General features: G+C 53.4%; 23 protein-coding genes and 3 tRNA genes. 10 read left to right on the top strand and 16 right to left on the bottom strand.

What is annotated here, in order from left to right; translation table 11 throughout:
• Positions 1-11: 11 nt before the first annotated feature.
• The 3 genes from amiB to nnr are packed head-to-tail and all read right to left on the bottom strand — an operon-like array spanning position 12 to position 3,812.
• Positions 12-1,808 carry an N-acetylmuramoyl-L-alanine amidase AmiB gene (amiB, locus tag SGR01S_RS11575; protein WP_061807514.1) on the bottom strand — a complete coding sequence of 599 codons (1,797 nt, stop codon included), beginning with the start codon at positions 1,806-1,808 and terminating at the stop codon, positions 12-14.
• Positions 1,809-1,815: 7 nt separating this feature from the next.
• A complete protein-coding gene (gene tsaE / locus SGR01S_RS11580) occupies positions 1,816-2,286 on the bottom strand; it encodes a tRNA (adenosine(37)-N6)-threonylcarbamoyltransferase complex ATPase subunit type 1 TsaE (RefSeq protein WP_037426487.1) in 471 nt (156 codons plus the stop codon).
• Between the two features lie 14 nt (positions 2,287-2,300).
• Complete coding sequence (gene nnr, locus SGR01S_RS11585) at positions 2,301-3,812, bottom strand: bifunctional ADP-dependent NAD(P)H-hydrate dehydratase/NAD(P)H-hydrate epimerase (protein ID WP_061807515.1); 1,512 nt, start codon at positions 3,810-3,812, stop codon at positions 2,301-2,303.
• Here nnr and queG point away from each other — a divergent pair.
• Positions 3,811-4,950 carry a tRNA epoxyqueuosine(34) reductase QueG gene (gene queG, locus SGR01S_RS11590; protein ID WP_037426493.1) on the top strand — a complete coding sequence of 380 codons (1,140 nt, stop codon included), beginning with the start codon at positions 3,811-3,813 and terminating at the stop codon, positions 4,948-4,950. The genes nnr and queG overlap by 2 nt on opposite strands.
• Before the next feature lie 298 nt (positions 4,951-5,248).
• Here queG and SGR01S_RS11595 read toward each other — a convergent pair.
• The 4 genes from SGR01S_RS11595 to orn form a co-directional block, all read right to left on the bottom strand.
• Positions 5,249-5,324, bottom strand: a tRNA-Gly gene (locus SGR01S_RS11595).
• A 54-nt stretch (positions 5,325-5,378) separates the two neighbouring features.
• A tRNA-Gly gene (locus tag SGR01S_RS11600) sits at positions 5,379-5,454 on the bottom strand.
• Positions 5,455-5,518: 64 nt separating this feature from the next.
• Positions 5,519-5,594 (bottom strand) — tRNA-Gly (locus tag SGR01S_RS11605).
• 204 nt (positions 5,595-5,798) lie between these two features.
• Positions 5,799-6,344 carry an oligoribonuclease gene (gene orn / locus SGR01S_RS11610; protein WP_061807516.1) on the bottom strand — a complete coding sequence of 182 codons (546 nt, stop codon included), beginning with the start codon at positions 6,342-6,344 and terminating at the stop codon, positions 5,799-5,801.
• Between the two features lie 183 nt (positions 6,345-6,527).
• Here orn and rsgA point away from each other — a divergent pair, with 183 nt between their 5' ends.
• The 3 genes from rsgA (at position 6,528) to mscM (ending at position 11,910) form a co-directional block, all read left to right on the top strand.
• Complete coding sequence (gene rsgA / locus SGR01S_RS11615) at positions 6,528-7,577, top strand: small ribosomal subunit biogenesis GTPase RsgA (RefSeq protein ID WP_061807517.1); 1,050 nt, start codon at positions 6,528-6,530, stop codon at positions 7,575-7,577.
• A 75-nt stretch (positions 7,578-7,652) separates the two neighbouring features.
• Positions 7,653-8,549, top strand: a complete 897-nt coding sequence (asd, locus tag SGR01S_RS11620) for an archaetidylserine decarboxylase (protein WP_061807524.1) — start codon at positions 7,653-7,655, stop codon at positions 8,547-8,549.
• Between the two features lie 13 nt (positions 8,550-8,562).
• Positions 8,563-11,910, top strand: coding sequence for a miniconductance mechanosensitive channel MscM (gene mscM / locus SGR01S_RS11625; RefSeq protein WP_061807518.1), 3,348 nt, complete (start codon positions 8,563-8,565; stop codon positions 11,908-11,910).
• Between the two features lie 251 nt (positions 11,911-12,161).
• Here the strand turns inward: mscM and epmA are convergent, their stop codons facing one another.
• A complete protein-coding gene (gene epmA / locus SGR01S_RS11630; RefSeq protein WP_037425937.1) occupies positions 12,162-13,139 on the bottom strand; it encodes an elongation factor P--(R)-beta-lysine ligase in 978 nt (325 codons plus the stop codon).
• Between the two features lie 385 nt (positions 13,140-13,524).
• On the opposite strand from epmA, the gene frdA reads away from it, so the two are divergent.
• From frdA to blc, 5 genes are all read left to right on the top strand, one after another.
• Positions 13,525-15,321, top strand: a complete 1,797-nt coding sequence (gene frdA / locus SGR01S_RS11635) for a fumarate reductase (quinol) flavoprotein subunit (RefSeq protein WP_061807519.1) — start codon at positions 13,525-13,527, stop codon at positions 15,319-15,321.
• Positions 15,314-16,048: a succinate dehydrogenase/fumarate reductase iron-sulfur subunit gene (locus tag SGR01S_RS11640; protein ID WP_037425930.1), complete on the top strand. Its 735-nt coding sequence runs from the start codon at positions 15,314-15,316 to the stop codon at positions 16,046-16,048. The genes frdA and SGR01S_RS11640 overlap by 8 nt, the downstream gene beginning before the upstream one ends.
• A 15-nt stretch (positions 16,049-16,063) precedes the next feature.
• Positions 16,064-16,456, top strand: coding sequence for a fumarate reductase subunit FrdC (gene frdC, locus SGR01S_RS11645; RefSeq protein WP_037425927.1), 393 nt, complete (start codon positions 16,064-16,066; stop codon positions 16,454-16,456).
• Between the two features lie 12 nt (positions 16,457-16,468).
• A complete protein-coding gene (gene frdD / locus SGR01S_RS11650) occupies positions 16,469-16,828 on the top strand; it encodes a fumarate reductase subunit FrdD (protein WP_020824891.1) in 360 nt (119 codons plus the stop codon).
• An 87-nt stretch (positions 16,829-16,915) separates the two neighbouring features.
• The gene (blc, locus tag SGR01S_RS11655; RefSeq protein WP_061807520.1) at positions 16,916-17,449 is read left to right on the top strand and encodes an outer membrane lipoprotein Blc; all 534 of its coding nucleotides are present in this window, start codon (positions 16,916-16,918) and stop codon (positions 17,447-17,449) included.
• Here the strand turns inward: blc and sugE are convergent.
• The 4 genes from sugE to efp all read right to left on the bottom strand — a co-directional run bounded on the left by sugE (position 17,443) and on the right by efp (position 18,981).
• Positions 17,443-17,760 (bottom strand): quaternary ammonium compound efflux SMR transporter SugE, encoded by a 318-nt coding sequence (sugE, locus tag SGR01S_RS11660; protein ID WP_037425920.1) that lies wholly within the window; start codon positions 17,758-17,760, stop codon positions 17,443-17,445. The two genes, blc and sugE, sit on opposite strands and share 7 nt — an antisense overlap.
• A 197-nt stretch (positions 17,761-17,957) precedes the next feature.
• Positions 17,958-18,089, bottom strand: a complete 132-nt coding sequence (locus SGR01S_RS11665; protein ID WP_012004877.1) for an entericidin A/B family lipoprotein — start codon at positions 18,087-18,089, stop codon at positions 17,958-17,960.
• Between the two features lie 122 nt (positions 18,090-18,211).
• Positions 18,212-18,340, bottom strand: coding sequence for an entericidin A/B family lipoprotein (locus tag SGR01S_RS23725; protein ID WP_232103375.1), 129 nt, complete (start codon positions 18,338-18,340; stop codon positions 18,212-18,214).
• 74 nt (positions 18,341-18,414) lie between these two features.
• Positions 18,415-18,981, bottom strand: coding sequence for an elongation factor P (gene efp / locus SGR01S_RS11670; protein WP_004952647.1), 567 nt, complete (start codon positions 18,979-18,981; stop codon positions 18,415-18,417).
• A gap of 42 nt (positions 18,982-19,023) precedes the next feature.
• On the opposite strand from efp, the gene epmB reads away from it, so the two are divergent.
• Entirely contained in the window at positions 19,024-20,052 is a 1,029-nt protein-coding gene (gene epmB, locus SGR01S_RS11675) for an EF-P beta-lysylation protein EpmB (protein WP_037425917.1), read from the top strand.
• Between the two features lie 78 nt (positions 20,053-20,130).
• Here the strand turns inward: epmB and SGR01S_RS11680 are convergent, their stop codons facing one another.
• The 4 genes from SGR01S_RS11680 to SGR01S_RS11695 form a co-directional block, all read right to left on the bottom strand.
• Positions 20,131-20,475: a DUF4156 domain-containing protein gene (locus SGR01S_RS11680; protein WP_037425914.1), complete on the bottom strand. Its 345-nt coding sequence runs from the start codon at positions 20,473-20,475 to the stop codon at positions 20,131-20,133.
• 238 nt (positions 20,476-20,713) lie between these two features.
• Positions 20,714-22,360, bottom strand: coding sequence for a chaperonin GroEL (groL, locus tag SGR01S_RS11685; RefSeq protein ID WP_037425911.1), 1,647 nt, complete (start codon positions 22,358-22,360; stop codon positions 20,714-20,716).
• A gap of 45 nt (positions 22,361-22,405) precedes the next feature.
• Positions 22,406-22,699 carry a co-chaperone GroES gene (locus tag SGR01S_RS11690; RefSeq protein ID WP_004952634.1) on the bottom strand — a complete coding sequence of 98 codons (294 nt, stop codon included), beginning with the start codon at positions 22,697-22,699 and terminating at the stop codon, positions 22,406-22,408.
• Between the two features lie 185 nt (positions 22,700-22,884).
• Positions 22,885-23,376 carry an FxsA family protein gene (locus SGR01S_RS11695; RefSeq protein WP_037425908.1) on the bottom strand — a complete coding sequence of 164 codons (492 nt, stop codon included), beginning with the start codon at positions 23,374-23,376 and terminating at the stop codon, positions 22,885-22,887.
• Positions 23,377-23,612 lie beyond the last annotated feature (236 nt).

A 23,612-nucleotide genomic window follows, 5' to 3' on the forward strand; every position in this document is an offset into this window, starting at 1 on the left:
TAATATTGGCGCTAGGCCTGCGGAATGGTCAACGTCCGATCCAGCGGCGCGACGTCCGACTTCAGTTTATTCACACGTTTAAGGTCACTGACACTGACACCATAACGGTTAGCAATAGATGTCAGCGTATCACCGCGGGCCACTTTATGCTTCGACGGCTTCTTCACGCTGGGTTTGGCCTTGGCGACCGTGCTAACTACGGCGGCGGATTTTCCCGCGGGCACTTTGAGGCGCTGACCGACCCACACGCCATCCTTCTTCAGCTTGTTCAGGTCACGCAACGCCGCCATGGTGGTGCCATAACTGTCGGCAATACCGGAGAGCGTCTCCGCCCGTTTCACCACATGAATCTGTGTTTTACCGCTAATACGGCTACCCCCGGCCGAACTAACGACCGGAGTAGGCTGACTGACGACGTCTGGTGTTGAGGATTTAACCGCCGCTGCGACGTCCAGCGGTCGGTTTTCCACCTTTGGGTCGGCTTGTAGCGGATGCGCCAGGAAATAACTGCGCAGGCCATTGTGGATCGCCTTGGCAATTTTATCCTGATATGCGCTACTGCCGAGCAGCCGCTCCTCCGTGCTATTACTGATAAATCCTGTTTCCACCAGCAATGATGGAATGTCCGGCGAACGCAGTACGCCAAGGCTGGCGTGCTCTGGACGACGCTTATGTAATGAACCAACACTCTGCAACTGCTGCAATACTTTGACTGCGACATCGTAACCCACACGTTGTGAGTGACCGAATTGCAGATCCAGTACCGCTTGGCTCAAATAAGGATCCGCCTGGCTGTTGGCCAGTAAATCCCCCGCACCACCCAGTAATTCAGATTGTTTCTCATGTTGTTCCAGCCAACCCGCCATCTCACTGTTAGCTCGGCGGTTGGACAGAACCCAAACAGAAGCCCCATTAGCACTGCGATTTGGTGCAGCATCAGCATGAATGGACACCAACACGTTTGCGCCCTGCTTACGTGCCACATCGGAACGCCCCATTACTGAGATGAAGTAGTCGCCATTACGCGTTAACACAGGTTTAAACTGGGGATCGGCATCCAACAGTGCTTGCAGACGACGCGCGATGGCGATAGTGACATTTTTCTCTTTCAGCCCGTTCGGGCCGATCGCCCCTGGATCCTGCCCGCCATGACCTGCGTCAATCGCCACTACCACCCGATCGCCAGAACCTGCGGAGACTCGGCTACTGCGCGGCGTAACTTCTGATGCGGTACCTGCAACAACGGTAGGTTTATTAGTGAAAGGATTCGAACCGCTTGGCGCTTTACGCACCGGTTCCGGCTCAGACTCTTCCACAACCACCGGTGCTTTACGCGTCGGCTGGCTTACAACCAGCGGCGCAGGCGCAGGGGCTTTACGTACGATGTTGGTACTAGCACTGCCTTCAGCAGCAATAGTGAACACCACGGTATAGACACTGCCATTCTGACGAGTAGCGACCCGAGTCTTCGAGCGCTGAGTCAAATCAAACACCAAACGCACACTCTGGGCATCTTTCGGCGTACTGGAACGAATGCTTTTCACCAGGTTCTGACCGCTAAAATTCAGCGGCAAACCACCGACCTTGCCTTTCTGATTAACGTCCAAAACCACGCGGTCCGGACCGTGTAACGGGAAGAAGGCATAGTCCGGCGGGCCGGTGAAACTCACAGATACCGTAGCTTCTCGCTGGGCATTGGTAACTTTAATATCTGATAGTGATGATGCAGCCAGCGCACTAGCCGCACCCAAAGGCCCCAATACGGCGATCAGGGCGATTACGAATAGTTTTCTCAACGCATACGTCATTGCGGCGTCATTCCTGTGGCCCGTGAATACGGTCTAAAAGCTGGCTGCCGTAGGCGGAAACCGCCTGAATTTTTGCCTCTCGGCCCTGATCCTGATAGCTGAGATGTAGCTCCAGATCCGGCTCCGGCAATACGCCTGTACCCTGCTGCGGCCATTCCACCAAGCAAATAGCATCCTGCGCAAAATAATCGCGAATGCCCATAAATTCGAGTTCTTCCGGATCGGCTAAGCGATACAGATCAAAATGGTATACCGCTAACGGTTGCAGCGCATAGGGCTCCACCAGCGTGTAGGTTGGGCTTTTAACGTTGCCCTGATGGCCTAATGCCTGCAGGAACCCACGGCTGAAGGTGGTTTTACCGGCGCCCAGGTCACCGTAAAGATAAATTACGCTGGCGCGATCGCACGCCTTAGCCAAGGCGGCACCCAATGCGACAGTCGATGCCTCATCCGACAGAGGTAAAACGAGTTCTTTCATTCGATAGTTTCTATTTATGCCAACTCAGGATTAACGTAATAAGGAATTTCCGGCATTAAATCGCTCGCCAACATTCCCCTTATTCCTTGTCTTGCCGCCACACGATCGGCGGCTGCGCCATGCACCACACACCCGGCACAGGCTGCATCATACAGCGAGAGCTTTTGCCCCACCAAACCGCCGATTATGCCTGACAGTACATCGCCCATACCACCGGAGGCCATACCAGCATTACCGACGTCAGCTATCGCCATCTGGCCCTGGTCGTCTGCGATCAGCGTACCCGCGCCTTTCAACACGGCAACGCCGCCGTAACGTGCCACCAGATTGCGTACTGCAAGTAAGCGGTCACTCTCAATATCAGCGGTACGGCACCCTAGTAGGCGGGCGGCCTCCCCAGGATGCGGGGTAATTACACGATTCTGACGCTTCTCGGGATTTAATGCCAGTAAGTTCAGCGCATCCGCGTCCCATAACGCCGGTTTATCACTGGCTTGCAATACTTTCAGCGCATTCCTAGCCCATTCCCCCTGGCCCAGCCCTGGCCCCACGACCAGCACATCTGCCCAGTCGAGCGCCTGTTGCAGCGCATCGTCATTCAACGGTTGTACCATCAGTTCTGGTCTGGCGGTCAGTAAGGGGCCAACATGCTCTATGTGAGTAAGCACTCGCACCAGTCCCGCACCGCTGCGTAAAGCCGCTTCTGCCGCCATACGTATTGCACCGCCAAAACCATGATCGCCTCCTACCACCAACAGGCGCCCCTGTTCACCTTTATGCGAGCAAGGACGGCGTGGTTTTAACCACTGAGGCAACGATTGAGCAGTAAGCCGCTGAATCTGAGCCGGTTGCTTCACCAGCCAACCAGATAATCCTAGCGTACTCTGGTGAAGTTGCCCGACCCAATCACGTGCCTGGCCTGTCAACAAACCAGGTTTGAGGGCGATAAAAGTAATCGTGTGCATCGCGCGGATGACCGCACCGGGAGCGGCACCGCTTTCGGCCAATAGGCCTGAAGGAACATCGAGTGCGATCACGGGCGCAAGACTGCGATTCGCGGCTTCAATCAGAGCGTCGTACGGCGCCCGCGGCGCACTGCTTAATCCGGTACCTAGCAAACCATCGATAATCAAATCAATGCCTTCTGGCCAACGGGTGTTGGCCGGATGAATTTCACCACCGCTGGCCAGCCAAGCTTGCCTGGCTGCATCGGCTTCTGGCGGTAATGGACGTGTACCTTCACAGGCGATCAAGCTCACCTTAACGCCAGTTGCCGCCGCCAGCCGAGCGACAACATAGCCGTCGCCACCATTGTTGCCATGGCCACACAACACCAACCAATGGTGGCCAGCCGGAAATTGGTCGCGCGCCAGGGCGTAAGCCGCCTCACCAGCGCGCTGCATCAGTTGATAGAGCGAGATACCCAGCGAAGCAGCGGCGCTCGCTTCCGAACGCCGGATCCAGTCCGCAGACCAGACAGAGTGTGATAAACTGTCAGAGTACTGTTTTTCACTGTGGCCCGTCATGACTCACCCCCTCGATCTCAATCAACTCGCCCAACATATCAAGCAATGGGGTCAATCGCTAGGATTCCAGCAGGTCGGCATCTGCGACACCGATCTCAGTGCGGAAGAACCCAAACTGCAGGCATGGTTGGACAAACAATATCACGGTGAGATGGAGTGGATGGCGCGCCATGGCATGTTACGTGCCCGCCCTCATGAGCTACTACCGGGGACATTGCGAGTGATCAGCGTACGCATGAATTACCTGCCAGCCAAAGCGGCCTTTGCCAGCACACTCCAAAACCCTAATCTGGGCTACATCAGCCGCTATGCGCTGGGCCGTGACTACCACAAACTACTGCGCCAACGGCTCAAAAAGCTCGGCGATCAGATCCAAGCCTATTGCGGGGAGCTTAATTTTCGCCCGTTTGTCGATTCCGCACCGGTGATGGAACGTGCACTGGCCTCCAAGGCCGGGATTGGCTGGGTTGGTAAACACTCACTTATTTTGAATCGTGAGGCTGGCTCCTGGTTTTTTCTCGGCGAACTGCTTATCGATTTGCCGTTACCGGTGGATGAACCACAGCAGGAGCAATGTGGCCGTTGTGTTGCCTGCATCACCACCTGCCCAACGGGGGCCATCGTCGCCCCTTATACTGTGGATGCCCGGCGCTGCATCTCCTACCTGACCATCGAGCTGGAAGGGGCTATTCCAGAAGAATTCCGCCCATTATTGGGCAACCGCATTTACGGTTGTGACGACTGCCAGCTGATTTGCCCGTGGAACCGCTTCTCACAGCTCACCGACGAAGATGATTTCAGCCCACGCGCCGCCCTGCATGCGCCACAACTCATAGACCTGTTTGGTTGGACCGAAGAAAAATTCCTACGCATCACCGAAGGTTCTGCCATCAGGCGAATCGGCCATTTGCGCTGGCTGCGTAATATCGCCGTCGCACTGGGCAATGCCCCTTATCAGGATGCCGTGGTGATGGCACTGCGTTCCCGCTTAGAACAGAACGCCATGCTGGACGAACATATCCATTGGGCTATTGAACAGCAATGGATACGGCGTGAGGCGCAAGGTGTAGAAGTGCAGACAATGCAGAAAAAACGATTGGTACGCGCTGTGGAAAAAGGATTACCGAGGGATGCCTAAACGCTTTCATCCTGACCCGAGAGTCACTCTGTGGATTTGTGCATAAAAATAAAAATGCTTTGTCTTTCAACTGCAACAAAAAGAGCAAGTGATCGGCATAACGTTTTCCGATAAATAAATATACTTACAAATCAATGTAATAAATATTTCATTTGTGTGGCGTTGATTTTTTGAGCTGACGGTATTATGTACGCTACCTGTGGATAAGTCTGTTCACAACATTTCGACAGGATATGTATAACGGGGCAAGGAACCGCGCCGGTAAAGGCGTTGGACTGAGATAAATCGAAGATAAAATTGGAGCGGGAAACGAGACTCGAACTCGCGACCCCGACCTTGGCAAGGTCGTGCTCTACCAACTGAGCTATTCCCGCATTGAGATGCTTTGGGCATCCGGCCATCAAACAAAACATGGCCTTTGAATTTTTTGGAGCGGGAAACGAGACTCGAACTCGCGACCCCGACCTTGGCAAGGTCGTGCTCTACCAACTGAGCTATTCCCGCGTCGCATGGGTACTACTTGATACTATTTTTATTCATCACGCCACAAAAGCAGCATTGTTGAATTTGGAGCGGGAAACGAGACTCGAACTCGCGACCCCGACCTTGGCAAGGTCGTGCTCTACCAACTGAGCTATTCCCGCCCGGCGTATCGATGTCGGAACTAAACGAAATTCTTCATCGGTACGGGGTGCGCATTATACGAGAAATCCTTTTTGCCGCAAGCCCCTGAAAGCAAAAAAACACGATTTTTGTTTGATTGCTGATTAAAACGGCAAACTGATTAATTAAGCGGCGGATTAAAGCGCTTTTGGTAATACGGCCCCTGTCGAGGGGGCCCACATCCATTACAACTGGATGAAATGCTCACGGTAATAGGCCAACTCACCCACCGATTCACGGATGTCATCCATCGCCTGATGAGTCCCCTGCTTTTTAAAACCGCTCAGGATTTCCGGCTTCCAACGACGCGCCAACTCTTTCAGCGTGCTGACATCCAGATAGCGGTAATGGAAGTAAGCCTCCAGCTCTGGCATATAACGGAACAGGAAGCGACGGTCCTGGCCAACACTGTTGCCACAAATCGGTGATTTGCCCGCAGGCACCCACTGCTGCAAAAAGGCAATGGTAGCCAGCTCAGCGGCATGGTCGTCGAACTGGCTGGCCTTCACACGCTCTACCAGTCCGCTGCCGGTATGAGTGCGCACGTTCCAGTCATCCATCAGCCCTAGCTGTTCATCAGATTGATGTACGGCGATTACCGGCCCTTCTGCAAGGATGTTCAGATTGGCGTCAGTGACCAATGTAGCGATCTCGATAATGCGATCGCGCTCAGGATCCAACCCAGTCATTTCCAGATCGATCCAAATCAGGTTATTTTCGTTTCCTGTCATGATATTTCCTGCGTAAAAGCCAAAAGATAAACAAACTGTGGACAAGGCGGCGACCGACGCTGGCTGTTTGCTGGCAGAGGTACGCTGCGCGTGGCGGCTAACAACGGTTATTTAATATAAAATAGCGTGTATCATAGTCTTTTTGGTCGCCATGAGCGATAAAGCGGATTCAAGTGAGGCGCAGTGAGCAAGAACAAACTGTCCAAAGGTCAAGAACGCCGCGTGCAGGCGAACCATCAACGTCGCCTGAAGCGCACTGATAACAAACCGGAACTGGATGATTCCCAACTGGGCGAGCCGCAGGACGGCATCGTAATCAGCCGTTTTGGTATGCACGCTGACGTTGAAGCAACGGATGGCACCCAGCATCGCTGTAATATCCGCCGTACGTTGCGTTCACTGGTAACCGGTGATCGCGTGGTGTGGCGTCCTGGTGTCGGTACCCATGAAGGGGTCAAAGGGATTGTCGAGGCGGTACATGAACGCACCTCGGTCCTGACACGCCCGGACTTCTATGACGGCGTGAAGCCAATCGCCGCTAATATCAACCAAATCGTTATCGTTTCGGCGATCTTACCCGAACTTTCTCTGAACATCATAGACCGTTACCTGGTGGCCTGTGAAACGCTGGAAGTTGAGCCGCTGATCGTCCTGAACAAGATTGATCTGTTGGACGCCGAAGCGCGCAAACGGGTCGACGGTATGATGGATACCTATCGCAAGATTGGTTATCGAGTGTTGGAAGTGTCCAGCCAGACACGTGAAGGTATGGAAGCGTTTGAACAAGCGCTAGTCGGACGCATCAGCATCTTTGCAGGCCAATCCGGGGTCGGCAAGTCCAGCCTGCTTAACGCTTTGCTGCCAGCGTCCAAAGAGCAAATTCTGGTAAATCAGGTTTCCGATGTCTCTGGCCTCGGGCAACATACCACTACCGCTGCACGGCTGTACCATTTCCAGCACGGCGGTGATGTGATTGACTCCCCAGGCGTACGCGAGTTTGGTCTGTGGCACCTGGAACCGGAACAAATCACTCAAGGTTTTGTCGAATTCCGTAACTATTTAGGCGGTTGCAAATTCCGCGACTGCCGCCACGATACCGATCCAGGTTGTGCCATCCGTGCAGCGATGGAGAAAGGCGATATCGCGAAAGAACGTTTTGACAACTACCACCGTATTCTGGAAAGCATGGCGCAAGTGAAGGTTCGCAAGAACTTCACGGACGCCGCAGACTGATAATACCGGGCGGCGTTGACTGTGGCGGATCCACAGTTACAATGCGCGCCCTTTACCCCGATTTACGAGGTTAACGTGCTGGATAGCATCAAAATTAAATTGCAGTATTGGTTGCCAAAGCTGGCACTCACCCGCCTGGCTGGCTGGGGTGCGGATAAACAAGCTGGCTGGCTGACCCAACTGGTGGTTAAGGCTTTTGCCCGCTATTACCGCGTGGACATGCAGGAAGCACAAAACCCTGACCTGGCTTCTTATGGCACTTTTAACGAGTTCTTTGTGCGGCCACTCCGTGACGGTGCGCGTCCGATTATCGACGACGCCAACTGGTTGGCGCTGCCTGCCGATGGCGCGATAAGCCAGCTCGGCCCGATCAACGACGATCAAATTTTCCAGGCTAAAGGTCATTACTACAGCCTGGAAGCGTTACTGGCCGGCAACTATATGTTGGCGGAACCCTTCCGTAACGGCTTGTTTGCCACCACTTACCTGGCTCCGCGTGATTATCACCGTGTGCATATGCCTTGCGCTGGCGTGCTCCGCGAAATGATTTATGTCCCGGGTGACCTGTTCTCCGTCAATCCGCTAACCGCCGCCAATGTGCCGAACCTGTTCGCACGCAATGAGCGTGTCATCTGCGTATTTGATACCGCCATCGGACCAATGGTGCAGATTCTGGTCGGTGCCACAATCGTCGGCAGTATCGAAACGGTATGGGCCGGCACTGTAACTCCACCACGCGAAGGCGTGATCAAACGCTGGACCTATCCGGAAGAAGGCGCTGAAGGTGCTATCGCTTTGGAAAAAGGCGCTGAAATGGGTCGCTTCAAGCTCGGTTCTACCGTCATCAACCTGTTTACTCCAGGCAGCGTAGCCTTTGCTCCACAGTTAAATAACGGCACCGTGACCCGCATGGGTGAGGCCTATGCAGAAATCCCAGCCGCGCCTGCCGCCGCTGCATCACCACAGATCTAAAGGAATTGACGCTGTGCGCCTGATTATCACGCTATTGCTCGGTTGTTTACTGTCTCAACCGGTGCTGGCCGCTACGGTGCCCACTGAAGCTCAGATTAAGCAAGAGCTGAAGCAGGCCGAGAGCAACAAAAGCGCGCCTAATCAGGCGGAAACGACAGAGGCACTGCAAAGCGCCCTCAATTGGTTGTCGGAGCGTAAAGAGTCGTTAACGCGCGTTGAACAGTATCAACGCGTGATCGACGACTTCCCCAAGATGACGCAGGAGCTGCGCCGTCAGTTAACGCTGGAAGACAGTAAAATCTTGCCAAACGGCGATAACCTGCCGGCCAGCGATCTGGAACAGCAAATACTGCAGACCAGTAGTCTGCTGCTGGAACAGGCTCGCTTGCTTCAACAAGAACAGGATCGTACACGAGAGATCAGCGACTCTCTTGGTCAATTGCCGCAACAGCAGACCGATGCTCGCCGTGCGTTGACTGAAGTACAACGCCGCCTGCAAGCTCAGCCCGCCAACCCAACTACCCCGCATGCGCAAGCAGCACTGGCGTTGTTGCAGGCAGAGGCCGCAGCGCGTAAAGCTAAGGTTGATGAACTCGAACTGGCGCAACTGTCGGCCAACAACCGCCAGGAACTGGCGCGAATGCGCGCCGAAGTCTACAAAAAGCGCCATGAGAAGATTGACGTCCAACTGCAAGCGCTACGCAACAACCTCAACGCGCAACGGCAGCGTGAAGCCGAACTGGCGTTGGAAAAGACCGAACAGCTCGCCGAACAAAATGGCGATCTGCCAAAAAGCATCAGTCAGCAGTTACAGATTAACCGGGAGCTTTCTGCCGCCTTGAATAATCAGGCCCAGCGTATGGACCTGATCTCATCCCAACAACGCCAGGCCGCCGCCCAAACACTGCAGGTGCGTCAGGCATTAAGTACCATTATCGAACAAGCTCAGTGGCTCGGTTCTTCATCGGCGCTCGGCGAAACCCTGCGCGCTCAGGTGGCAACACTACCGGAAATGCCCAAGCCACAGCAGCTCGATGGCGATATGGCTCAACTGCGCGTGCAACGGCTGCAGTTTGAAAGCCAGTTGGAGAAACTGCCTCAGCGAGAGTTCAAACGTGACGACGGCAGTGAACTGACTAGCGCGGAACGACGCATTGTCGACGCTCAGTTGCGTACCCAGCGTGAACTCCTGAATTCACTGCTTTCTGGCTGCGATACACAAATTCTCGAGCTAACTAAGCTGAAAGTGGCCAATACCCAGCTGATTGAAGCACTGAACGAGATTAAGGACGCTACACACCGCTATCTGTTCTGGGTGCCGGATGTTAATCCGATTACCCTGTCCTACCCGATTAATGTGGCGCATGATCTCACGCTCTTGCTGTCTCTGGATACGTTATCGCAGCTCGGTGGCGCCTTTATGATGATGGTGACCAGCCGCGAAACACTGATCCCCATTTTCGGTGCTCTGCTGCTGGTCATTTTCAGCATCAGTTCCCGTAAGCACTATCACGACTTTCTGACACGAGCCAGCAGCCGGGTTGGTAAGGTCACCCAAGACGAATTTTTCCTGACCGTACGCACCGTGTTCTGGTCAATTCTGGTTGCTCTACCACTACCTGTACTGTGGGCAGCACTCGGGTTTGGCCTGCAAAGCGCCTGGAATTACCCGGTCGCCGAAGCAATCGGCAAAGGAGTGACGGCCACACTGCCGATCCTCTGGGTATGTATGATCTGCGCCGCGTTTGCTCACCCGCAAGGGTTATTCATCGTGCACTTCCGCTGGCCGGCGAAGCAAGTTTCACGCGCCATGCGCTACTACAAAATGTCGATCTGGCTGATCGTGCCGCTGATTATGGCTCTGATCACCTTCGACAGCCTGAAAGAACGCGAGTTTGCCAACACCCTCGGCCGGTTGTGCTTTATCCTGCTGTGTTTAGCGCTGGCTATCGTCACCAACAGCCTGAAACGTGCCGGAATTCCGCTGTATCTGGACAAGAAAGGCTCCGGCGAGAACATGATCAACACCGCGCTGTGGGGGCTGCTGCTGTCGGCACCGGTGCTGGCGGCGCTGGCTTCCGCTGTCGGCTACCTGACTACGTCACAGGCGCTGCTGGCACGGTTGGAAACCTCGGTCGCAATCTGGTTCTTCCTGCTAGTGATTTACCATATTATTCGCCGTTGGATGCTGATCCAGCGCCGCCGTATCGCCTTCGACCGCGCCAAACAGCGCCGTGCCGATATCCTGGCCCAGCGAGCGCGTGGTGAAGAGGAAACCTCACACGCCCCCAACAGCACCGAAGGTTCGATGGATCTGGATGACTCGGAGATCGATCTGGACACCATCAGTGCCCAATCACTGCGGTTGGTTCGCTCGATCCTGACAATGATCGCACTCGTGTCAGTGATCGTCTTGTGGTCAGAAATTCATTCCGCCTTTAGCTTCCTGGAAAACATCACTCTGTGGAACGTCAGCTCGACGGTCAATGGGGTGGATACCGCGCATCCAATCACCCTTGGTGCGGTATTGATCGCCATTCTGGTGCTGATCGTCACCATGCAGCTGGTGCGTAACCTGCCGGCGCTGTTGGAACTGGCAGTGCTTCAACACCTGGATCTGACGCCAGGCACTGGCTATGCCATCACCACCATCACCAAGTATCTGCTGCTGCTGTTCGGAGCATTGCTCAGTTTTGCCTGGATCGGCATCGAATGGTCGAAACTGCAATGGGTAGTGACTGCGCTCAGCGTGGGGTTGGGTTTTGGTATGCAGGAGATCTTCTCTAACTTTATCTCCGGCCTGATCATTTTGTTCGAGAAACCGATCCGTATCGGCGATACGGTGACGATCCGCAACCTGACCGGTAGCGTCACCAAGATCAACACCCGTGCTACGACGATTTCGGATTGGGATCGCAAAGAGATCATCGTGCCGAACAAGGCATTTATCACCGAACAGTTCATTAACTGGTCGCTGTCAGACAACCTTACCCGTGTGGTACTGACCGTGCCGGCGCCTGCGGATGCCAACAGTGAAGAAGTGACCAAGATCCTGACAAACGCCGCTGAGCGCTGCTCGCTGGTGCTGGATAACCCGGCACCAGAAGTGTATCTGGTCGATCTACAGCAAGGTATCCAGATCTTTGAACTGCGTATCTACGCCGCAGAAATGGGCCACCGCATGCCACTGCGTCACGAGATTCATCAGTTGATCCTGGCCGGTTATCGCGAGCACGGCATTACGCTGCCATACCCTCCGTTCCAGGTCCGCAGCGAGACGCTGTCGCGTTTGACCAGTAACGGTCGCACTCCGCCATCAACACCGACGCCAAGTACCAAACGAGAATCGGGCAGTTTGTAAACGCAGAATGCAAAAAGGGTTCGGCGTGCAATGCAACACCGAACCCTTTTATCACCACAATATACCCTATGGCTTTCAAATTGCAGCCAGGCGGCCAACTCGCTCATCCCCAGCTATTGTAGGGGCGCAGCATGCTACGCCCGCATTCATCAGGGCCAATTTATTCGCCCTCTACAGTAACTGAGGTTAGCGATAAATCTGTCAGGAACAGATTTGAACGCCTGCAGCTTTAAAGACGACGGGTATCGCGGTTATGCGCGGTCGACCGGGAAGGCAATCACTTCGCTCAGGCTCTCGGCCCCCAACGCCAGCATAACCAACCGATCAATCCCTAACGCCACACCAGAACATTCCGGCATGCCGTGCTGCAAAGCATCCAGCAGATTGTTATCAATTGGGTGCTGAGGCAAGCCACGTTCCGCACGTTTGCGGTTATCCTGCGCAAAACGCTGACCTTGCTCGCGGCTGTCCGTCAGTTCACGGAAGCCATTCGCCAGCTCAATGCCTTTGAAATAGACCTCGAAACGCTCTGCCACCCGGTGATCTTCGGTGCTGATCTCCGCCAGCGATGCCTGGCTGGCCGGGAAATGATAAACAAACGCCGGCTTGTCACGGCCAATGTTAGGTTCAACACCAACGGTGAACAGCAACTGCAACAACGTATCGCGATCTTCTTCGGTATCGGCAATATTACTCAGATCAAGCTTGGCCGCAGCTTCACGCAGTTGTGCTTTCTCCGCTGACAGCGGATCAATATCCAGATGGCGTAAGAACGCCTGCTGATACGACAGAGTCTCCGCGCTGTCGCAATCCAATACCTGCTGCAACAGATCGTCCACTTCATTCATCAGCCGGTACATGTCGTAATGCGGACGGTACCACTCCAGCATGGTGAATTCCGGGTTATGGTGGCGACCAGCTTCTTCATTGCGGAAACTGCGCCCCATCTGATAGATCGGTCCGCTACCCGCAGCCAACAACCGTTTCATGTGGTATTCCGGGCTGGTCATCATGTACAGCGTCAGGCCATCCGCTGCACCTGGCCCGACGAAACGCGTCTGGAACGGGAACAGGTGGATATCGGTGACCGTCGCCTGGCTCATGGTTGGCGTTTCAACTTCCAATACGCCACGATCGGCGAAGAAACGCCGGATCTCAGTCAGGATCGCTGCGCGCTTCAACAAATTGGCGATGGGTGCACTTGGCTGCCAGCTTGCCGTTTCGCTCATGGTAATTACTCCGAAATCAAACAGGGGATGCAGTCTACTCGTATCCTGGCATGCAAACAAATTCTTAACAGCCCGGTGCCTTCAATGGCGGTATTTCCTGATAAATACTTAGCAACAAGGTTAATAAAAGGTGAATAAACGTTAAATACCCCTTGAAGGCAATTATCCTTCCTGCTTCGCGTTAAAAGGCAAAACAATCGATCACATCAAATTTCTTCTACTTATCTTTAGGTATAGTTAATTCCACATTATTGGTGGGAGATATCTATCCTTAGTCTTTATGCAACGACAATGAACTCAATTAGTTAGCACCCGAAGAATTTTTATAAATATTAAGCATAGATATTTAATTTGCCGTTCTTAACAAGAATATTGGAGGAATGCAGTGCAAACCTTTAACGCCGATCTTGCCATTATTGGGGCCGGGGGTGCTGGTTTACGTGCAGCAATAGCCGCAGCGGAAGCCAATCCCCAACTGAAAATCGCGCTGATCTCTAAAGTTTACCCGATGCGCAGTCATACCGTGGCCGCCGAAGGGGGCTCCGCCGCCGTTACTCAGGATCACGATACCTTTGACTACCACTTTAACGACACCGTTGCCGGTGGCGATTGGTTGTGTGAACAGGACGTCGTCGACCATTTCGTTCACAACTGCCCACGTGAAATGATCCAACTTGAACAGTGGGGTTGCCCGTGGAGCCGTAAACCAGACGGTTCAGTCAACGTGCGTCGCTTCGGCGGCATGAAGATTGAACGCACCTGGTTCGCCGCCGATAAAACCGGCTTCCATATGCTGCACACCCTGTTCCAGACGTCACTCAAATACCCGCAAATCCAGCGTTTTGACGAGCATTTTGTACTGGATATTCTGGTGGATGACGGTCAGGCCCGTGGCCTGGTGGCGATGAACATGATGGAAGGCACCCGCGTGCAGATCCGCGCCAATGCAGTGATTATGGCGACCGGTGGTGCTGGACGCGTATACCGCTACAACACCAACGGCGGCATCGTTACCGGTGATGGCATGGGCATGGCGTTCCACCACGGCATACCGCTGCGTGATATGGAATTCGTCCAATATCACCCGACCGGCTTGCCAGGCTCCGGCATCCTGATGACCGAAGGTTGTCGTGGTGAAGGCGGCATTCTGGTGAATAAAGACGGCTATCGCTATCTGCAAGACTACGGTATGGGGCCAGAAACCCCACTGGGCGAACCGAAGAATAAATACATGGAACTGGGCCCGCGCGACAAAGTTTCGCAAGCTTTCTGGCACGAATGGCGTGCTGGCCGCACCGTCCCAACACCGCGTGGGGACGTGGTTTATCTCGACCTGCGTCATCTGGGTGAGAAGAAACTGCTTGAGCGCTTGCCGTTTATTTGTGAACTGGCCAAAGCCTATGTCGGCGTCGATCCGGTGAAAGAGCCTATCCCGGTGCGTCCGACTGCGCACTACACCATGGGCGGCATTGAAACCGACCAAAACTGTGAAACACGCATCAAAGGGCTGTTTGCCGTCGGCGAATGTTCTTCCGTCGGCCTGCATGGTGCTAACCGCCTGGGCTCCAACTCACTGGCAGAACTGGTGGTGTTTGGCCGAGTCGCCGGTGAACACGCAGCACGGCGGGCATTGGAAAGCGGTCCGGCCAACGGCAGTGCGCTGGATGCGCAAGGGCGTGACGTCGAAACCCGGCTAAGCAACCTGATGAAACAGGAAGGCAACGAGAACTGGGCCAAGATCCGCGACGAGATGGGTATGTCGATGGAAGAAGGCTGTGGCATTTACCGCACACCAGAATTGATGCAGAAAACTGTCGATAAACTGGCTGAGCTGAAAGAACGTTTCAAGCGCGTCAAAATCACCGACAGCTCCAGCGTATTCAATACCGATCTGCTGTACACCATCGAGTTGGGCTACGGCCTGGACGTGGCCGAATGCATGGCACACTCGGCCATAAACCGCAAAGAATCCCGTGGCGCCCACCAGCGTCTGGATGAAGGCTGTACCGAACGTGACGACGTGAATTTCCTGAAGCATACACTGGCGTTCCATAACCCGAACGGTGCACCACGCCTGGAATACAGCGACGTGAAGATCACCAAACTGCCACCGGCCAAACGTGTGTACGGCGCTGAAGCCGAAGCGCAAGATAAAAAGGATAAGGAGCAGGCAAATGGCTGAGATGAACACGCTAAAAATCGAGGTCATGCGCTATAACCCAGAACGTGATGCCGAACCGCATTTCGAGACCTTCGCAGTACCTTATGATGAGCAGACCTCGTTGCTCGACGCACTGGGCTACATCAAGGATAACCTGGCACCCGACCTTTCCTACCGCTGGTCATGCCGTATGGCGATCTGCGGCTCGTGCGGCATGATGGTCAACCGCGTGCCAAAACTGGCATGCAAAACCTTCCTGCGCGAATATACCGACGGTATGAAAGTAGAGGCATTAGGTAACTTCCCGATTGAACGTGATTTGGTGGTCGATATGACTCACTTTATCGAAAGCCTGGAAGCCATTAAGCCTTATATCATCGGCAATAACCGTAAACCGGAAGATGGTCCTAACGTCCAAACCCCTGCGCAGATGGCCAAGTATCACCAGTTCTCCGGTTGCATCAACTGTGGTCTGTGCTACGCCGCCTGTCCACAGTTCGGTTTGAATCCAGAGTTTATTGGTCCTGCGGCTATCACCCTGGCGCATCGCTACAACCTGGATAACCGCGACCACGGCCAGAAACAGCGCATGGCACAGCTCAACGGCCAGAACGGCGTCTGGAGCTGCACCTTTGTTGGCTATTGTTCTGAAGTCTGTCCAAAACACGTTGATCCGGCCGCTGCTATTCAGCAGGGCAAGGTGGAAAGCGCCAAAGACTTCATGATCGCCATGCTGAAGCCGCAATAAGGGAGATAAACAGCAATGACAACACAACGTAAGCCCTATGTGCGCACCATGACGCCGACCTGGTGGCAAAAGCTCGGCTTCTACCGTTTCTATATGCTGCGTGAAGGGACCTCGGTGCCAGCAGTGTGGTTCAGCATCGTGCTGATCTACGGCGTTTTTGCGCTGAAAGGCGGAGCGGATAGCTGGGCAGGTTTCGTCGGTTTTCTGCAAAACCCATTGGTGCTGCTGATTAACGTGGTCGCCCTGCTGGCGGCGCTGCTGCACACCAAAACCTGGTTCGATTTGGCACCGAAAGCCGCCAATATCGTGGTCAACAGCGAGAAAATGGGGCCTGGGCCTATCGTCAAAGCGCTGTGGGCGGTAACGCTGGTCGCCAGCGTGGTCATCCTGGCCGTGGCCTTGCTGTAATCCGGAGGAAACATGATAAATCAAGCACCTAAACGCTCAGACGAACCGGTTTTCTGGGGATTATTCGGCGCCGGAGGCATGTGGGGGGCAATCATCGCGCCCGCTATCGTGTTGCTGGTCGGTATTCTGCTGCCGCTGGGATGGTTCCCCGGAGATGCACTCGGTTATGACCGCGTGCTGGCCTTCTGCCAGAGCCTGATCGGTCGCCTGTTCCTGCTGTTGATGATCATCCTGCCACTGTGGTGCGGTCTACACCGTATCCACCACGCGATGCACGATCTGAAAATCCACGTGCCAGCGGGCAAGTGGGTATTCTACGGTCTGGCGGCAATCCTCAGCGTAGTCACCGTGATTGGCGTGGTTACTCTATAAAACACATCTGGCGGCCAACTCCCGTTGGTCGCCTGCTTTGCCTTTAGGCTAAACTGTTTATTTCAATCCGGTAAACAGGAGTAACCCATGCGTTTTCGGTCAAAGCTATGCTCGATTATTCCCGCTTTACTTTCCGCCGCTTGCAGCGTTTCTCCACCACAGAATATCAAAGTAGTGAATGATTTCGACAGCAAACGTTACCTCGGTACCTGGTATGAGATTGCTCGCTTTGATCATCGCTTTGAACGCGGCCTTGAGCAGGTCACCGCCCATTACAGCCCACGCGAAGACGGTGGCCTCAAAGTGGTTAATCGAGGTTTTAATGTGCAAAAACAACAATGGCAGGAAAGCACAGGCAAGGCCTACTTTACTGGATCACCGCAGGTAGCCGCACTTAAGGTGTCCTTTTTTGGGCCCTTCTACGGTGGTTATAACGTGATTGAGTTGGATGCGAATTATCGCTACGCACTGGTTTGCGGCCCAAACCGGGGGTATTTGTGGATTCTGTCGCGCACGCCGACGCTAGATGCCGCCACGCGCGACAGATTAGTACAAACCGCGAAAAACAACGGCTTTGATACGGATAAGCTAATCTGGGTGAAGCAATCTCAGAATCAATGACTGCTGAACTTCAGCCCGAGTATGCCGACAACAATCAGGCACAGGCTGATAATACGTGCAATATTGGTCGACTCCCCCAGCAATACCATCCCCATAATCGCCGCCCCCACAGCGCCGATCCCCGTCCACACGGCATAAGCGGTGCCCGCAGGTAGCGTTTTCATCGCGTTCGCCAACAGCACCATACTGACCACCATTGCAACGACAGTAATGATGCTTGGCGTCAGGCGGGTAAATCCATGGGTGTATTTCAGGCCAATAGCCCATACAACTTCAAGTAATCCCGCGATAAGTAAAATAATCCAAGCCATGAGACGGCCTCCATAACTGTGGGGTCGTCCCCGAACAATGACACGCAAACGGGTCGTCCCGTTCAGTTTTATGAGAAGTGACGGGCAAGGAGAGCCGCCAGAGGCAGGATATCAGGCCCGTAAACAGGCAGGCAAGCAGGTTTGACGATGCGGTGGTATCCCACCGAGGGAAATACCACCAGGATCAAGAATGCGGGCTATTCCGCGCTGCGCTGGATGGCCTTACCGCCAGCCTGAATATCTTCGCCCACGCCTTGAGTGGTATTGCATGCGGTCAATGAGGCTAAGAACATCAAAGAGAAAATCGCGATAATACTTTTCTTCAGCATATGAAAGTCCTTATTTGTCAGTGATGAATAAGTACAGCTTTCTAAGCTTAGTAAATATTAACGGGAGTTGCTGTTTAAAATGGTTTTATTTCGCACAAATACATTAATTAAATTAATAGTTATTAACTGGCCGTACGCGAGATAGCGCCACCCAGGTGCTGAACGTCTTCACCGAAGCCACGGAAAGTATTACAACCGCTAAGGGACATCAGTAACAATAAGGAGACAACGGCTAACAGCGTTTTCTTCATTATGCAGATTCTGCCAACAATATACGGGAAGGGATAAAACAAAGGAGCCAAGCTTGGCTCCTTTGTGTTGAAACTTATTTAACGCGTGAAACGTATTCGCCAGAGCGGGTGTCAACACGGACAACTTCGCCAATCTGTACGAACAATGGAACCTTAACCACAGCGCCAGTGCTCAGGGTAGCAGGCTTGCCGCCGGTACCAGCAGTGTCGCCTTTCAGGCCTGGATCGGTATCAGTGATTTCAGCTTCGATGAAGTTCGGCGGCTGAACCGCGATAGGACGACCGTCCCACAGGGTAACGATACATTCTGCGTTATCTTGCAGCCATTTTGCCGCATCAGAAACAGTTTTTTCTTCAACACCGTGCTGCTCGAAAGTCTCAGGGTGCATGAAGTGGTAGAACTCACCGTCGTTGTACAGGTAGTTCATGTTGGTATCTACAACGTCTGCGCCTTCGCAAGAGTCAGTAGATTTGAAGGTTTTTTCAACGCGGCTGCCGGTCAGCAGACGACGCATTTTAACGCGTGCAAACGCCTGGCCTTTGCCCGGCTTAACGAACTCACTGGATTCGATGGCGTAAGGTTCACCCTCGAACATGATTTTAAGACCCGGACGGAAATCGTTGCTAGAATAAGTCGCCATGATGGCCCTCTGAATATTTAAACTGGTAGCTTAGCCAAAAAAATGGCACACATTATAACCCAAAGTACGGCATATAGAGAAGATTGGTTGCATCAACTCGCCGATGTTATTACCGATCCCGATGAATTACTGCAGCTTTTATCACTGAATACGCATCCAGAGCTGCCGCAGGGCCGCGAAGCCCGACGCCTGTTCGCACTGCGCGTACCACGCGCCTTCGCCGCACGCATGCGTCCCGGCGATCCCGATGACCCCTTACTGCGCCAGGTACTGACTGCCAGCGAAGAGTTCATCAATGCGCCTGGCTTCACAAACGACCCACTGGATGAACAACGTAGTGTGGTGCCAGGCCTGCTGCATAAATACCGTAATCGTGCTTTGCTGTTGGTTAAAGGCGGCTGTGCGGTCAACTGCCGTTACTGCTTCCGCCGCCATTTCCCGTATCAGGACAACCAGGGCAACAAGGCCAACTGGCGTCAGGCGCTGGATTATATCCGCCAACACCCAGAACTGGATGAGATTATTTTCTCCGGTGGTGACCCGTTGATGGCGAAAGACCATGAACTGGACTGGCTGATCGGCGAGTTAGAAGCCATTACGCACCTGAAACGGCTGCGTATTCATACCCGCTTACCCGTCGTTATCCCTGCACGTATTACGCCTGAGCTATGCCAGAGGCTATCAGCATCACGCCTACAGGTGTTGATGGTAACGCATATCAACCATGCCAATGAGATTGACCGTGAACTTCAGGCCAGCATGGCACAACTGCGTCTGGCCGGTGTCACGTTGCTGAATCAAAGCGTGCTGCTGCGTGGCATTAATGACAATGCTGACACGCTGGCGGCGCTGAGTAACGCGTTATTCGACGCCGGTATTCTGCCGTACTATATCCACGTGCTAGATAAGGTACAGGGAGCCGCGCACTTTATGGTCAGTGATGACGAGGCGCGTAAGATCATGCAGTCACTGCTGAGCAAGGTTTCTGGCTATATGGTGCCTCGCCTTACCCGTGAAGTCGGCGGTAAGCCAAGCAAAACCCCGCTCGATCTGCACCTGATGCAAGACTGACCGTGACGGTTTATCGATACAAAAAGAGGCATGCCTGAGCATGCCTCTTTTTTATGCCATGTTGTAAACAGTATTATGTTACGGGCACTTATAAACCTGGCCGACCATTTTGCTGTCTAATGGGGCAAAGCTTGATAGCAAGTTCTGGCTTGGGCTGGTTGCACCATAAATCACATTGCCACCCATTGCCGCAGCTTTATTACGCAGATCGTTTGCCGCCCCACGCATGGAACTACCTTCACCACCGTTACCTGACAACCAGTTGCTCTGAGTGCCGGTCACTTCGCCCACCAGCTGGCATTCTGCTGCCGGTTTGGTGTCAGTGAATTTAACCTGTTGGCCTGCGGCGGACAGTTCATTGGTGCTGCTGCAACCTGCCAGCAGCACGGCTGCCGAAAGACCCAGTAAGGCTTTAATCCGCATCTTGTTCCCCATCTATTTGAGAATTTCGCAAAAGCTTATCAGAAAGCGTTGCCATCTCTTAAGCATCCGTTGCCACTGGTGCTGGCCAACGTCTTGAGCGACAGCTGATGAAAGATCAGTTTACCAGCTAAATCAGTCCGGTCTGCAAAAATATCATCAAAAGCCGTGCGATAAAGCACGCAAAAAAAAGCCCCGACCAATTGGCCGGGGCTTTTGCACACGCTAACGTGGGGGATGATTACATCATGCCGCCCATGCCGCCCATGCCGCCCATACCACCAGCGCCACCTAAATCAGGTGCGTCGCTTTTTGGCAGGTCGGTTACCATGCATTCGGTGGTGATCATCAGGCCAGCCACAGAAGCCGCGTACTGCAGAGCAGAACGGGTTACTTTGGTTGGATCCAGGATACCCATCGCGATCATGTCGCCGTATTCTTCGGTGTAAGCGTTGTAGCCGTAGCTGCCTTCGCCTGCTTTCACGTTGTTAGCAATCACGGAAGCTTCTTCACCGGCGTTGATTACGATCTGACGCAGTGGAGATTCCATTGCGCGCAGAGCAACCTTGATACCGACGTTCTGGTCTTCGTTGTCGCCTTTCAGGTTAGCGATTTTGCTTGCTACACGGATCAGTGCAACACCACCGCCAGCAACCACGCCCTCTTCAACCGCAGCACGGGTTGCGTGCAGGGCATCTTCAACGCGTGCTTTCTTCTCTTTCATTTCAACTTCAGTTGCTGCGCCAACTTTGATAACGGCAACGCCGCCAGCCAGTTTAGCGACACGCTCTTGCAGTTTTTCACGATCGTAGTCAGAGGTCGCTTCTTCGATCTGTTGACGGATCTGGGTAACGCGGCCTTTGATAGTCGCTTCGTCGCCCACGCCATCGATGATGATGGTGGTGTCTTTGTTGATCACAACACGCTTAGCCTGGCCCAGGTCTTCCAGGGTCGCTTTTTCCAGCTCCAGACCGATCTCTTCAGAGATAACGGTACCGGCAGTCAGGGTAGCGATGTCCTGCAGCATGGCTTTACGACGGTCGCCGAAACCAGGTGCTTTAACCGCAGCCACTTTCACGATGCCGCGCATGGTGTTAACGACCAGAGTAGCCAGTGCTTCGCCTTCAACATCCTCAGCAATGATCAGCAGTGGTTTGCCTGCTTTCGCTACGGCTTCCAGTACTGGCAGCATTTCACGGATGTTGGAGATTTTCTTGTCTGCCAGCAGGATGAACGGGCTTTCCAGCTCAATAGAACCTGTTTCTGGTTTATTGATGAAGTATGGAGACAGGTAGCCACGATCGAACTGCATACCTTCAACCACGTCCAGCTCGTCTTGCAGGCCAGTGCCTTCTTCAACGGTGATGACGCCTTCTTTACCCACTTTTTCCATCGCTTCTGCAATCAGTTTACCCACGGTTTCGTCGGAGTTTGCAGAGATAGTGCCTACCTGAGCGATAGCTTTGGAGTCAGAACAAGGTACGGACAGTTTTTTCAGCTCTTCAACAGCAGCGATAACCGCTTTGTCGATGCCGCGCTTCAGATCCATCGGGTTCATGCCGGCAGCCACTGCTTTCAGGCCTTCGGTGATGATGGATTGAGCCAGTACGGTTGCAGTGGTGGTACCGTCGCCTGCAGCGTCGTTCGCTTTAGAGGCAACTTCTTTCACCATTTGCGCGCCCATGTTTTCAAACTTGTCTTCCAGTTCGATTTCACGAGCAACAGATACGCCATCTTTAGTGATGGTAGGAGCGCCGAAGGATTTATCCAGCACTACGTTACGGCCTTTCGGGCCCAGGGTCACTTTTACTGCATCAGCGAGAACATTCACACCGCGGAGCATTTTCACGCGAGCGTCATTGCCGAATTTTACGTCTTTAGCTGCCATTGGTATTTCCCTTCAACTCGTTCAGTTCAGAAGATAAAAGCGTAATTACGCTTCAACAATTGCCAGAATGTCGCTTTCGGACATGATCAACACTTCTTCATTGTCGATCTTCTCTGCTTTCACGCCGTAGCCGTCGTTGAAAATCACGATATCGCCAACTTTTACATCCAGCGGCTGGATGTTGCCGCTTTCCAGAACACGTCCTTTACCAACTGCAACTACTTCACCACGAGTAGATTTACCCGCTGCAGAGCCAGTCAGAACGATGCCGCCAGCAGATTTTGATTCAACTTCTTTGCGCTTGACGATAACGCGGTCATGCAATGGACGAATACTCATTGAACGCTCTCCTGTAAGAAGGTCTCTATCAGATTTAGGGTTGTCACCGGATTGTTATTACCGGCCTCGTGGAATTTGAAATGGGGGCATTCCATCCCCCTTCAAGGGGCCGGCCAAAAAAATTTTCGCTTTTAATGGCAATACTGGGCTACAGATACAAAAAACGCGGCCTGAGCCGCGTTTTTTCAGCGATCGTTACGCTTGTCATGATCGTCAGGTTGGTGATCCAACGTATAACGATCGTCATTCTTACGCTGAAATTCGCCGTCGAAGGTGTTGCCATTGGCAGCGTCGCCCCCTTGTCCCCAACCACCAGGGCGGTAGACGGACAGATGCGGCATCAACTTCAACGTCAGCGACTTCTGCACTGGCGGCAATAGCAACAGCAGACCGAGGAAGTCAGTAAAGAAGCCCGGGACCAGCAGCAGGAAGCCCGCCAGCACCAGCGAAACACTCTTCACCATCTCCGCTGCTGGGCTTTCACCGGCGGCCAGTTTCTGTTGCATTTGCATGAAAGTTTTCATGCCCTGATTGCGCACCAACGAAATACCGACACAGGAGGTGAACACCACCAGCAACAGAGTAATCGCCACACCCAATACGGCGGCAACTTTGATAAATAGGGATATTTCTATGTAAGCCAACAGAAATATCAGCAGTAACGGTAACCAGCGCACCTGGTTCTCCTCTGGTAGCGTTGCGCAGCCGCACAAGGGCGACAACGCGGAAAAAGAGGCCGGTAAACGGCCGACCTCAATACAATGGGGTCAGCCGGTAGCCATTTCAACCAAAGGCCCTTTTTTATTGCTAAAGTTAGTAAACGTGAATGAGATCACAGAACACGAAACACGTGATTTAAGAAGGCCCAGAAGGTGATCTGGATTCAGTCATTTATTACTAACCAGCATATGAT

Origin of the sequence: Serratia grimesii NBRC 13537, from assembly GCF_001590905.1 — a bacterium.
GTDB lineage: Bacteria > Pseudomonadota > Gammaproteobacteria > Enterobacterales > Enterobacteriaceae > Serratia > Serratia grimesii.

What these genes read in the sequence shown, in the direction of transcription:
- groL (WP_037425911.1), bottom strand. Translation starts at nt 22,360, where the DNA reads ATGGCAGCTAAAGACGTAAAATTCGGCAATGACGCTCGCGTGAAAATG.
- amiB (WP_061807514.1), bottom strand. Translation starts at nt 1,808, where the DNA reads ATGACGTATGCGTTGAGAAAACTATTCGTAATCGCCCTGATCGCCGTA.
- frdC (WP_037425927.1), top strand. Translation starts at nt 16,064, where the DNA reads ATGACAACACAACGTAAGCCCTATGTGCGCACCATGACGCCGACCTGG.
- SGR01S_RS11690 (WP_004952634.1), bottom strand. Translation starts at nt 22,699, where the DNA reads ATGAGTATTCGTCCATTGCATGACCGCGTTATCGTCAAGCGCAAAGAA.
- epmA (WP_037425937.1), bottom strand. Translation starts at nt 13,139, where the DNA reads ATGAGCGAAACGGCAAGCTGGCAGCCAAGTGCACCCATCGCCAATTTG.
- frdD (WP_020824891.1), top strand. Translation starts at nt 16,469, where the DNA reads ATGATAAATCAAGCACCTAAACGCTCAGACGAACCGGTTTTCTGGGGA.
- sugE (WP_037425920.1), bottom strand. Translation starts at nt 17,760, where the DNA reads ATGGCTTGGATTATTTTACTTATCGCGGGATTACTTGAAGTTGTATGG.
- SGR01S_RS11665 (WP_012004877.1), bottom strand. Translation starts at nt 18,089, where the DNA reads ATGCTGAAGAAAAGTATTATCGCGATTTTCTCTTTGATGTTCTTAGCC.
- nnr (WP_061807515.1), bottom strand. Translation starts at nt 3,812, where the DNA reads ATGACGGGCCACAGTGAAAAACAGTACTCTGACAGTTTATCACACTCT.
- orn (WP_061807516.1), bottom strand. Translation starts at nt 6,344, where the DNA reads ATGACAGGAAACGAAAATAACCTGATTTGGATCGATCTGGAAATGACT.
- blc (WP_061807520.1), top strand. Translation starts at nt 16,916, where the DNA reads ATGCGTTTTCGGTCAAAGCTATGCTCGATTATTCCCGCTTTACTTTCC.
- epmB (WP_037425917.1), top strand. Translation starts at nt 19,024, where the DNA reads ATGGCACACATTATAACCCAAAGTACGGCATATAGAGAAGATTGGTTG.
- efp (WP_004952647.1), bottom strand. Translation starts at nt 18,981, where the DNA reads ATGGCGACTTATTCTAGCAACGATTTCCGTCCGGGTCTTAAAATCATG.
- tsaE (WP_037426487.1), bottom strand. Translation starts at nt 2,286, where the DNA reads ATGAAAGAACTCGTTTTACCTCTGTCGGATGAGGCATCGACTGTCGCA.
- queG (WP_037426493.1), top strand. Translation starts at nt 3,811, where the DNA reads ATGACTCACCCCCTCGATCTCAATCAACTCGCCCAACATATCAAGCAA.
- SGR01S_RS11640 (WP_037425930.1), top strand. Translation starts at nt 15,314, where the DNA reads ATGGCTGAGATGAACACGCTAAAAATCGAGGTCATGCGCTATAACCCA.
- SGR01S_RS23725 (WP_232103375.1), bottom strand. Translation starts at nt 18,340, where the DNA reads ATGAAGAAAACGCTGTTAGCCGTTGTCTCCTTATTGTTACTGATGTCC.
- SGR01S_RS11680 (WP_037425914.1), bottom strand. Translation starts at nt 20,475, where the DNA reads ATGCGGATTAAAGCCTTACTGGGTCTTTCGGCAGCCGTGCTGCTGGCA.